Genomic DNA, 11,006 nt, shown 5'->3' with positions numbered 1-11,006 from the left:
TATCTATCAGATGATGCAGAGAATCCGACGACTGCACCAGTTGAAAGGAATTTTGAACGGTTAGTAACCCGCCATGAGGGCCAAAAGTATGATCACCAGCACAAAACCCCAATGGGAACCTCTTACATTAGACGGGTAAAGGCAGGTGTTACTCCAGATATTCCAGGGAATTGTCCTGAAACCCAAACCTTCCTCAAATTCCAGCAAAAAGGATTATCAATTGGCGGTGGCGCTGATAGCCCAATCTGTCAAGCCTGTCCTCTGATTGAAACCTGTCAGTTTCTAGCAGATCGGCAACAACAGTTAAAGCATAGTGATTTCCTACGAGCACATCCAGACCAAATGGTATCTGATTTCAAAGAAGTTGCTCAAGCGATTGCTATTTGGGATGAACCTGGTAAAGTTTTCCAGAATAACCGGCTTATCCAATTTAATTGGCTGGATTTACGGAAAGCATTGGCTACGCTGCAAACTAACGATAGTGAATTGCATAGCTATCTCACCCCCATTTTCACTGAGTGGTTCGGCAAACTGTTGAATGCCAAAATCCATAATAAATATGGGATGAATTTTGTAGAATTACGGGAATTACTGGGATTGCCGAGTTTAATTTCCTTACCCGCTTCTGATACGACTTATCGGTTTATCAGTACAACAAATTTGGCTGCTGCTGCTGATAAATTAATTAATCCTCCCCTCTCCTTTTCTGGGATTCAATCACCGGCAGAGAAACAACAGTGGATTGATAATGAGTGGCATCCCCATTACTTCAGTCTGTTATTTAAGGCCCTTTCTGGTCGGAGTAAGAGGGTTAGTATTAGCTTTGACCATGAGTGGAATTTTACTGTCTCAGTACCGTACTACCGGCACCAGAAAACCGCAGCCGCGATGGGGGTCAATATTTGGTTAGATGCTACTCTTAGTACGGCTGATCTAGCCATGATGACCGACATCAAGAAGAATAATATTTTGACAATAGAGGAAGAGAAAGCGGATTACTCTAATTTGACTATCAAAATCGTTGGTGGTGTTGGAAGTTGTGGAATGAACAGGGAAACCGAGGGTGTATTTAGCCAGCAACAGAGAATCAACCATTTAATCACTTCACTCACACAATTCTTTCCAGAGAGTACCGGCATTATTGAATTCAAGAAATATCTGACCAATATTTCAAGTACAATTTCTGGCTACTGGTTTTTGGATAACCGGGGTAGCAATGCTTTTCGGGATTGTGACCAGTTGATTGCTATTGGTTCCCCCTTACCGAACCTCGGTGCATTGGCAATGGCTTGGGCTGCAACTAGGGGTCAAGCTGTTGAACCAACACATCTTGGTGGTGCTTTTGGCCGGTGGGTGGAGAGGTTGGTGATGGCGGAGGTTGTGCAATTGGTGGGCCGGTTAAGAGCACAATTATCAGATAAACCTAAGACTTGTTGGTTGGTATCTGACCAATATCCTCAGAATGTGGCCATCGAATTACAGCGATTCTATCCAGGGTGTCGGGTTGAATTTGTGGATGTTGCTGATATTTGTTTGGCTGCGGCTACCAAGGGGGTACAGCGTGAAAGAGCCATGATTGCTTCTATGTGGGATGCTTTGGCTGCCGGTGTTGCCTGTACTACTTCTACCATTGCAGCAGCGGTGGGTGTGACACGGGGAAGAATCAGCCAGATGGCCAGCGGGATGGGTGGTTTTGAGCCGGTGAAGAGGGTGTTAATTTCCCTTATAGAAGCTTTAAAAGGAAAACTAACACCCCCACTACTAGATGACACTGCTCGGTTCTTTGCTGAAATCTATTTACCAGAGGTGCTGGAAGAAATGGCCAATAATCAAGCTCCACCACCGGCCTCTCCTCCACCGACACCACAGACTTATTCAGATGAGGATATTGAATGGGGTGCTGGGGTAATGCGGGTGTTTGCTTCTGAACCTTGGGAATATGCTGAAGGCTTGGCTCGGATGTTGGATGAGTGGGCGACGGATGGTTATTTAAGCCTGGTATGGAGAAAGTTAGGACTGTGGCAGCGCCGGTTCTTAAAAGCATTTGCTTGGAATGCTTGTAAACAATTGGCTTAATTGTTGAGTATCTGAGCAATACCGCTTGAGAAAAAATTGGCCAAACTCTTATTGAGTAGGGATGCCGGTTGGATGCGATTGTTTGCTGCGGAGCCTTGGGAATATCCTCAAGGCGAGGCTTGGATATTGGATGAGTGGGAAACTGGTTATTAAAAACTGGTATGGCACAAGTTAGGCATTTGTTTGGCCGGTTTCTAAAAGCGTTTGCGATCGGATGCTTGTAAACAGATGGCTTAATTTTTGCTTCAAGAAATCAAGCCTAACCTTTATTGAATATTTATTTCTTGATGACCAGTATTCGACATCACTCGAAGATACTGGTAGAAACTGGTGGCTTACATCAGAGGCGAATGTCTATAGGAAATGTGAGGTTATTCTGTCGGCCAGGATAATTGGCCTTTGAACGATTTACACTTTTACTGAGTAAGTGATATAATCAAATTTAATAAAATGAGCAAAGAATAAATCCATGAAATTAAAAGCTACGGAGCAGGGAGTTATAATCCCTAAAAAATTATTAGGAGATAGCCAAGAAGTTGAACTTACTCAACAAAAAAGGCCATTAATTCTTAGTATTAAACCGTCTTCTTTATCCTATCAAAAGGCTACAGAATATGTCCTGAATAAAAACCATGACCTTTATCAGCGTCTTGCGTAAAATTGTATGCCCTATAACCAATTTACTCTTAGTAAAGCTGTAGATGATTTTCAACTGACGATTGTTGAAGGTGAGCGCTTCTTACCAGAGATTCCTGCAATCACCCCAAGTTCTTTGCTCGAAGATACCTTAAAAGAAACAGTACCTTGGGTCATTGCCGTAGGTACTGAAAAAGCTCGTTCAGAAGGTATTATCAATCCTGTCTTATTAGAAGTAAAACGTCAGCTTAATGGGGCAATTAGCATATTTTCTGGTGAAGAGTTTAACGTGCAGCCAGAGGTTGATTTGACCGGAGATGTAGATTTTCTGATTAGTCGCTCTCCAGAACAGCTATATATTAAGGCACCGGCAGTGGTTTTAGTAGAAGCGAGTAATGAAAACTTGAACGCAGGGCTGGGAAAATGTTTAGTGAAAATGGTGGCGGCTCAACGTTTTAATCAACGGGAACAGCAGGCTCAGGCCACGATTTACGGAACAGTTACAAGTGGTACAGTTTGGCGGTTTCTGAAACTGGAAAAACGAACTGTTACAATTGATTTAACTGATTATCCCCTGTTGCCGGTTGAGCAAAATTTGGGCATTCTGGTTTGGATGGTGCAAAATGGATGATGATTGTAATTAAGAACCCAGAAAGCTTTCTGTGTGCATTTTGTCTGCTTGCTGCTTGATAGTTATTATTGGAATAAGTGTGGGGAACTTTCAGCCTGGGGTGACGGTGGTTAGCAATAGTTTATCCGTATCAAACCAAGGTACAGTTGGCGGCGTTGCTTAATCAGGGTAGGAAAAAATAATTACAAAATCCAAAAAGCTTTCCTAATACAGGTTTCAAAGGCTTGGATATTTAGTAAGTTATACTGTAAATCAGTAGCGTTAAAAATTTCTTGACATTCCTGTTTAAAAACCAAGAGCAATTTATTTTAATAGTTGGAAATAATAAATAACTTGAGTCTATTTTCCCCCAATTTATCTCAAAGAATAGAATCAAAAAACTTGACTCCAAAGAAGTTTGTTAGAATAAGACAAACTCATTAATTATGTTACACAGGAGCCATCCCCATTATGATCGCTGTCAAAGATAATCCCCCAAACTTTACCCCTGAAGAATATTTTGCCTGGGAATCTCAGCAACTAGAAAAACATGAACTGATTAACGGGCAAGTTTATGCCATGACAGGAGGCAGCATCAATCATGGCCGCATTGCTATCAAACTTACCGCCCTGTTTGATGCTCATTTAGACGGAAGTGGCTGCATTACGGGAAACTCTGACATCAAAGTAAAGATTGTTGAAAGCGAAGACTACACTTATCCAGATGCCAGCGTCACTTGTGACGAACGCGACAAAACGACAACCCAGTATATTACCTACCCTTGCTTAATCGTGGAAGTTCTCTCCAAAAGCACCGAAGCTTACGACAGGGGTGGTAAATTCAGAATGTATCAAAATAACCCGGTCTTGAAAGATTACTTATTGGTAAGTTCTACCTCCATTGAAATCGACCTGTACCACAAAAATGATGCGGGACAATGGATGATTATTAACTATGGGGCCGGTGACACCATTGAACTAAAAAGCATCAATCTATCATTCCCAATTGAGCAAGTATATCGCGGTTTAACTCTTACTCCAGAGACTTAATAGTACAGCTTTCAAGCCACTTCATCAATCAGTGTTCTGGAAATGAGCGTTTAGTCAATGGAACGAAAATTTAGTAGAAAACCTAAAATAATGGAAACTCAGCCGCCGTTACTTTTACTTGACAAAGATGGGACTCTTGTTAGACCAAAATCACGGGGGAAATTTGTTCAGAACCCTTCGGATCAAAAGCCTATTGTAGGTGTACAAAAAGTTGTAACCCAATACAAGCAAGATGGCTGGAATATTGTTATTTGCTCCAACCAAGGGGGTGTTGAAGCCGGCCATAAAACCTTACAAGAAGCTATGCAAGAGATGAAATTTTGCTTAGAACTTTTCCCTGAGATAGAAGAATGCTACTTCTGCCCTGATTTGCAAGGGAAAAAATGTCTGCGCTATTGGAGAAACGAGGATTGGCAAGACAACCATATTCTCTATAGTCCTACTTCTAATCAAACGGTAGAACTAAAGCTTCAGGGGAAATTCAGAAAACCTGGGCCAGGGATGCTGCTTTTGGCGCGGCAAATACACAATGCTTCGGAGTGTTTGTTTGTGGGAGACCGGCCAGAGGATAAAGCGGCTGCGGAGGCCGCAGATATTCCCTTTGTATGGGCAAAAGAATTTATAGCTAAATAGTACAAAAGTATGGGCATATAGTCAAACAGACACAAAATGGGATAAAAAGTTAATGCGTAAAAAAACCATTGAATACACATCGCCATTAGATGCTTTAGTTGCCGTCAAAAAGCGGTTGAGTTTATATAAAAACCGGCATCAGATGGAATGAGAAGAATTCTTTGAGCAATACAATCAAGGGTTAGTAGCAGATGATGCTCTATTTATAGAATGGGCAAATGATTATCGTCATTACCTAGCTCTGCATCAAGAAATACAGCAACAGCGATAGCTCTGCTGCCTAATATTTTATCGAATTACTAGGCTCAAGTTGAATAAGTAATTAAACAATCTCATCTGCTATCAACTGGTGTGAAACTTTTTCCATTTTGCCAAAGCTCATACTCACGTCGGTCAACGTCTTCATCCCAGACTAACCCATAACCACCTTCCTCAATCTTAAAGCTTTTAAAGAAAGCTGCGTTATGAAATTTAGCAAACAGATGATTCTCTAATAATTTAGAGATGTCGTACTTTCTAAGTTTATTATTGGTAAATTTTATAACCAAAGTTTGATTATCAATGGCTTTTGCTGAAACAATCCGAGGATATTTCATAGATAACAATTCTGATAAATAAATTTATATCCCCCATAAACTGGGACTGCTATGGGGGAGTGGAGGAATGGAGGCGTTCTAAGATATTCAGACGTGAGTATCTAAGAAAGACCGGCAACTTTCAATTTTTTAGCAACTTTTAACTGAGCCAAACGTTTTTCGTATTTTTGGTCTATTTCCAATGTAAAGTCGCACAATTCTTTAGCCTTCTGTTCGGTTAATTTGGCAAGTTCAAGTATTTCTGCTAGTTCGCGTTGTTCCTGTTCGCTCATGGATGATTGTGTCATTGTCCGTTCTCCAAACGATTTTTGAGATTCCACGCATTTATTTTAACTTCTAATACCCGCCCTAGGATTGCTCCCAAATCTTCTCCTGCCTCCTGTAGTATTTCGGTTGACGTATTTTCTGAAGAAATGCGAGCTTCTATACTTTGAATCCGGCCTCTATATATTTCTACAAAAAGGATGATATTATTCAAAGCACCAAAAATTTGAAGAAGCAAAACGTTAGTCGGAAAGCGGGATAACCTTTGTCTGACTAAGGATAGCCCTTCTGTAGCATCTTGTTCAGCTTGTTCTAGTTCTTGATTGAGTCGCTCAAGAAGAGCTATAATTTCGGATGGTATAGCCATTAATGCAAGTTAAAACCAATATAAATATTATATACTAATCTTCAAGCTATTTACTATTAATAAGTGTGAAATTCTATTAGAGCTATTGTTGAGTTTTAGCAAAAAATATTATTTAAATTTACCACCGGCCTGCTGGTAAACTTTTCGCAACTCAGTCAGCTTTTTAGATGGTTGGTTGTAGTAGCTTTTCCCTTCAGCAGTGGGGAAAGAGGCCCAGGTAGGCGCAAGTTTTAATACAGCATCATCAAACTGGCCGGCCAGAATATCTTGGTATGCACCGGCCTGTTTAATTAATTGGACAGCAGCTAGGTCTTGGGATTCTGGACTAAAATCCGGTAGCTTTAATTTACGAGCGACTTCATCCCACGTTGGTTTGAGAAATTGGTATTTACCGGCTGCGGTACTACACAAAGGTTTCCCTTTATAAAGTGAGCAATTCTTGACATTAGGGTGTTCGCTAAAAGAATTGAATAATTGGCCGGTGAACATCATGCGATAGCCATCTGGGCCGGCAGTGCCCTCGGCAAAAGCAATTGTTTGCAAGAACGCTTGAACATTCCCATTTTTAACGGCTCCTGATAAAGGGCTAATCGTATTCTTGTGCATAGAAATTTGGCTGGGTGCCGGTGTTGGAGAAGATTGACCGACAATGGCTAATCCTAAAGTAGAAATGGCGATGATTGAGAGGCCGGTGGGATTAATCATAGCGGGTTATCCCTCCACAGCTTTTCTATTTGAGTTTCATTTATCCCTGGTTTAACTTGGGGGTTGTAGAGCATCTTGATTAACTTTTTATCAAGCGATGAATACTCGGTAATGTCTGTCCAACCTTGATAAAAAATGCTGTTAGGATATTTATTAGAATCCGCCGGCAACCCAAACGCCTGTGTTAATTCTTCTCGGATAAGATGAGAGCGTTCTTTTTGGGTGACACCTGTGGTGGAGATTAAAATCTCAGCGCCCGTTATTTGTTTGGTTTCATCCCAGTTCAACCAGAAGAAGCCGCTATTACCGGCTTGATAACTGGGAATAAATTTCTTAAAGTTTTCTTCAGGGGTAAACCGGATTCGCATATTCCCAGTGTTTGGTTTAACGAATTCTATTGGTAAATTGGTCAGTAGTTTTAACTCATTGGTGACAGCTTCCAGTGTTTGTAAATCTGCGGGAGTGGGAAGACCGGCTATCTCTAGCTTTATAGGAACCATCCATTTCTTGATTACACCATCATCTGAACTGCCAAACTCAGATTTTAGTGCTACTTCTTTGAAATACTCAAATGTTTTATCTGCGCTTACATCAGGAAAAGTGGAAGTTTCTTGGCTGTTTAGTTGGGATTTGGTTGGGGAGGCATCATACCAAACAGCTATTAAAACCATTAAAGCAATGGTAGAGATAAGTTTCATGGCTCATTACGGCTATTTAAATCATAAAAGCAATGGCAGAAATAAGTTTCATGGCTCATTGAGAGCATCGGTGATTGTTCTGGCAAGTTGTTTGGCAAGCTTTTGTTTACCCTCAGCAGTTGGGGGAAGCTGATCCGAGGCAAAGACTTCTAAAATCGTGCCATTACGTCCAGAGCGAGTGACGCCATACCGGCCTCTATCAGCTTTTAAAATCCCAAATTGTTTGATTAATTTGGAATCAAAGGGGTCATTAGGATTACCGATAACTCCAGTACCCCACCGGCCAGGTTGACCATGAATTTCCAGAACTTGATAATTTTGATTTTCCAAGTTGGGGATGTCGGCGATGTATTGCTCCCAAACATTCCATTTTTTCATCATAGTTAACGAATCAGGACGGATAACTTTCCAACCAGTTTCCTCTAACATTGGCTGGAGAGCTTCGACGATTAATTTGTTCATTTCTTTTTCTCCAGCGGCGCCGGTTTCACTACGGGCATAAATCCAATGGCCGGCAGATAATGCTATTTTTTTGGTGGAAATGTTAGTTGGAATGTTGGAGTTAAAGATTGTATTTTGGGCGATAGTAGTAGGGGGATTCCTGAATATTTCAAATCCCAGGACACCCAACGCCGCAACTGCAATAGTATTGGGTTTCATGGTTTGGGGAGAGCAATTGCTGTTTTCAAGTGTTCATGGACTTTCCAATCTAATTGGCCGGCCTGGTATCTCTCAATATGAAGATGTGGCCCGGAAGAACCAGGAAACGTAGGCCCAACTTTACCGATAATGCTCCCTTTACTGACAAAATCACCAACTTTAAATGGCCGCACCGAATCACGATCTAAATGAACATACCGATAGATTTCATCGGAGGAAGTTGATTTAATTCCGATAATTCCACCAACAGGAGAATCGGGTTTTACTTCATTAACTGTTCCCCCTTCAACTGCGAGTACCGGCGTCCCTGGACTAGCGCTGTAATCAGCCCCCGCGTGTTTTCTGGTGCAGCTTCCTAGCGGTCGGCAATCACCAGGAATACTAACAGGAATAGCCTTTTTTCCTGATAATCCAGCTAAGGGAAAAACTGGTGGGCCATGTAATAAAATGGATGATTGCTGTTTTGAAGAAGGAACTGGTGGCGCGGCAGTTGGATTTACTATTGAGCGCAATATTTGAGCCGGTGGTAAATTTTCTATTTTTTCCCAGGTTGGCACCGGTAATAATTGCAATCCAACCAAACAGACAATCAGAATAGCTGCCTTTTTCTCAGCAGAATTGATTTCAAGATTAGTTGGTGGTGCCGGTGGATATGAGTGGGGGACTGCTGGTGGCGGTGGTGCCGGAATTGTCGGATGTGGAGCCGCTGGATGTGCTGGTGGGTATGGGTGGGGGACTGCTGGTGGCGGTGATGTTGGGGGATAGTACGGCGGTGGTGGATATGGATGTGCTGATGGCGGCGATGTTGGGGGATAGTACGGTGGCGGTGGATATGAATATGGTGGTGGAGGTGCGGTTGGATATGGGTGTGCCGGTGGCGGTGGATATGAATATGGCGATGGATATGCCGGGGGTGGTGCTGTTGGTGGTGGCGATGGTGCCGGTGGATGTGGCGTACCCGGTGGTGCCGGTGGATATGGGGGAGACGCTGGATATTGTGGTGCCGACGGTGGCGGATATTGATAATCGTCTGGGTGATGGGGGGTTCGGGATGCCGGCATCGATGCTGAGGAATCTTCTGCTGCACTATCACTACGCGGTGACTCTGATATTTCGGTGGTGGCGGGTGCCGGTCTTGTACCTTCATAAGTTGTCTCCACAGTAAACTTGAGTTTCATTTCTTCTGCTCTTTACAAAGATCAATTGTTCTGCCAAAGAAATCTGGTATTGCACAAGCGGCTTTTGTATCTTTTCTGGGATTACCGCCGGGTGAAGAATCACTATTGTTGGAGGGAGTAGAAGTTTGAATGGAGCGAATACCATTTCTTACTGACTCCTCTCCCAGATAAGTTAGTCGCCCCGGTTTCAATAAATTCAAGATGAATGAAGTTATTGCAATGACGACTAACAGTTTCATCGTGGGGTTAAGACAACCCCACCATTTCTTCAAAGTTTCCATTATCTAAACCAAATTGAAGCCGGTGTAGGGGAATTTGTCTTTGTAGCTTGTACTTGAGAAGAAGTTACCCCACGCCACCCAATTGCAAAAACCAGCCATAAAGTAAACAGAAACCCAATAACGGCAAAGATTGTTTCTGCACTAGAAAGCGGCTGTTTAACGAGTGCCTTAAACATTCCACCGGCATGAGACCGGAATAGCTTAGGATTACGGGAACTGTAATTACTCAGCGGTTCTTTGACAACAACAGTTTTTGTCTCATAAACCGTCATATTCCCTTTGCCATCTGGTTCATAGACAATCGTGACATTATTACTATCAGGGGCCGGCATTGTCCAAGTAGGATATACTTCATCTTGACCAAAATTCGGGTTCTGGTTAGGGAAGTTTGGATTACGTTGCGGTGCCATATTTTTCTCCTGTATTGGGTTGTGTTTTCAATTATTCAAAGCAGGTAAACTCTTGCAGAGTAAGCTCTTTAATGAATGAATCGTTCTGGACTAGATTCATCCGCTGGTTCATCCTCTAACTCGTCCTCTAACTCGTCCTCTAACTCATCATTAAAGTTAGCTGATGTAATTGGCGAGGTTTTTGTAGGTTCGGTGGGAAATTTAACGACATTAGAGCCGGTGGGAAGCGATACATTAACAGGGATTTTGTAATCCCTAACCCACGACAAATCTTCTGTGAATAATCCTATAGCCGGTTCGCCAAAAGTAGTTAAGGCAATGGCATATCCAGTGCGCTCACTAATTGGTCTTAATTTGTTGAAGCTGGTTGTAATTTGACCCACATATTCGCTGGGGATAATATAGGTGTTCTTCCAGGCATTTGTGATTGGGCTATACCCACCCTCTCTTCTGCCATTAGAATCTGTATAGATTTTGCCGAGGGCACAAATTCCTAGACAACCCCGAATATTGGCATCATCACATCCTAAACTCTGAACATTTAGGCTTTGGGTAGCAACACATAAACCCACTCCAACTTCTCTACCTAACGTTATTATTTCCCCCATTTGTCCTTTGGCAGTTTCCCAGGCTTCAGCTAATTCTTTTTTCGCCCGGTTTAAAACGTTAGAAGTGGCAAAAAAGTCATCTAACACTAACCACACTTTAGGAAGGTTATTCCTTTGATTTTCTGCTAAAGGCAGGCGTTGATGCAAAATATTAGAGACGGCATTTACTTGGGAAAAGAAGCCATCTAATACTGGTTGATTGCTCCTATCTCGGTAGTTACGTTTGTAAACCCC

General features: G+C 42.2%; 15 protein-coding genes. 6 read left to right on the top strand and 9 right to left on the bottom strand.

Annotation, left to right across the window (positions count from 1 at the left end; genetic code table 11):
• From NG798_RS25785 to NG798_RS25765, 5 genes are all read left to right on the top strand, one after another.
• A partial coding sequence (locus NG798_RS25785; RefSeq protein WP_261226590.1) for a hypothetical protein occupies positions 1–2,076 on the top strand: 2,076 nt, incomplete at its 5' end.
• A 469-nt stretch (positions 2,077–2,545) separates the two neighbouring features.
• On the top strand, positions 2,546–2,734 hold the full coding sequence (locus NG798_RS25780; RefSeq protein WP_261226589.1) for a hypothetical protein: 189 nt from the start codon (positions 2,546–2,548) through the stop codon (positions 2,732–2,734).
• 6 nt (positions 2,735–2,740) lie between these two features.
• Complete coding sequence (locus NG798_RS25775; protein WP_261226588.1) at positions 2,741–3,343, top strand: hypothetical protein; 603 nt, start codon at positions 2,741–2,743, stop codon at positions 3,341–3,343.
• Positions 3,344–3,793: 450 nt separating this feature from the next.
• Positions 3,794–4,372, top strand: a complete 579-nt coding sequence (locus NG798_RS25770) for a Uma2 family endonuclease (protein WP_261226587.1) — start codon at positions 3,794–3,796, stop codon at positions 4,370–4,372.
• Positions 4,373–4,462: 90 nt separating this feature from the next.
• Entirely contained in the window at positions 4,463–5,005 is a 543-nt protein-coding gene (locus tag NG798_RS25765; protein ID WP_261226586.1) for an HAD-IIIA family hydrolase, read from the top strand.
• 332 nt (positions 5,006–5,337) lie between these two features.
• On the opposite strand, the gene NG798_RS25760 is transcribed toward NG798_RS25765, so the two are convergent.
• The 7 genes from NG798_RS25760 to NG798_RS28080 form a co-directional block, all read right to left on the bottom strand.
• Positions 5,338–5,601, bottom strand: a complete 264-nt coding sequence (locus tag NG798_RS25760; protein WP_261226585.1) for a DUF2442 domain-containing protein — start codon at positions 5,599–5,601, stop codon at positions 5,338–5,340.
• Positions 5,602–5,702: 101 nt separating this feature from the next.
• A complete protein-coding gene (locus tag NG798_RS25755) occupies positions 5,703–5,888 on the bottom strand; it encodes a hypothetical protein (RefSeq protein WP_261226584.1) in 186 nt (61 codons plus the stop codon).
• Positions 5,885–6,232 carry a hypothetical protein gene (locus tag NG798_RS25750; protein WP_261226583.1) on the bottom strand — a complete coding sequence of 116 codons (348 nt, stop codon included), beginning with the start codon at positions 6,230–6,232 and terminating at the stop codon, positions 5,885–5,887. The genes NG798_RS25755 and NG798_RS25750 overlap by 4 nt, the downstream gene beginning before the upstream one ends.
• A gap of 108 nt (positions 6,233–6,340) precedes the next feature.
• On the bottom strand, positions 6,341–6,937 hold the full coding sequence (locus NG798_RS28085; protein ID WP_317619637.1) for a glycoside hydrolase family 104 protein: 597 nt from the start codon (positions 6,935–6,937) through the stop codon (positions 6,341–6,343).
• On the bottom strand, positions 6,934–7,635 hold the full coding sequence (locus NG798_RS25740) for a DUF2927 domain-containing protein (protein ID WP_261226582.1): 702 nt from the start codon (positions 7,633–7,635) through the stop codon (positions 6,934–6,936). The genes NG798_RS28085 and NG798_RS25740 overlap by 4 nt, the downstream gene beginning before the upstream one ends.
• A 48-nt stretch (positions 7,636–7,683) precedes the next feature.
• Positions 7,684–8,295, bottom strand: a complete 612-nt coding sequence (locus NG798_RS25735) for a hypothetical protein (RefSeq protein ID WP_261226581.1) — start codon at positions 8,293–8,295, stop codon at positions 7,684–7,686.
• Entirely contained in the window at positions 8,292–8,852 is a 561-nt protein-coding gene (locus tag NG798_RS28080) for a M23 family metallopeptidase (RefSeq protein ID WP_261226580.1), read from the bottom strand. The genes NG798_RS25735 and NG798_RS28080 overlap by 4 nt, the downstream gene beginning before the upstream one ends.
• An 80-nt stretch (positions 8,853–8,932) precedes the next feature.
• On the opposite strand from NG798_RS28080, the gene NG798_RS28075 reads away from it, so the two are divergent.
• The gene (locus NG798_RS28075; protein WP_261226579.1) at positions 8,933–9,460 is read left to right on the top strand and encodes a hypothetical protein; all 528 of its coding nucleotides are present in this window, start codon (positions 8,933–8,935) and stop codon (positions 9,458–9,460) included.
• A gap of 293 nt (positions 9,461–9,753) precedes the next feature.
• Here the strand turns inward: NG798_RS28075 and NG798_RS25720 are convergent, their stop codons facing one another.
• Together NG798_RS25720 and NG798_RS25715 are read right to left on the bottom strand one after the other, a co-directional pair.
• Positions 9,754–10,164, bottom strand: coding sequence for a hypothetical protein (locus NG798_RS25720; RefSeq protein ID WP_261226578.1), 411 nt, complete (start codon positions 10,162–10,164; stop codon positions 9,754–9,756).
• A gap of 68 nt (positions 10,165–10,232) precedes the next feature.
• A partial coding sequence (locus NG798_RS25715; protein ID WP_261226577.1) for a hypothetical protein occupies positions 10,233–11,006 on the bottom strand: 774 nt, incomplete at its 5' end.

Source organism: Ancylothrix sp. D3o, assembly GCF_025370775.1.
Taxonomy (GTDB): domain Bacteria; phylum Cyanobacteriota; class Cyanobacteriia; order Cyanobacteriales; family Oscillatoriaceae; genus Ancylothrix.
Note: the sequence above shows the minus strand (reverse complement) of the source record. Positions and strands in the feature narration are given on the sequence as shown.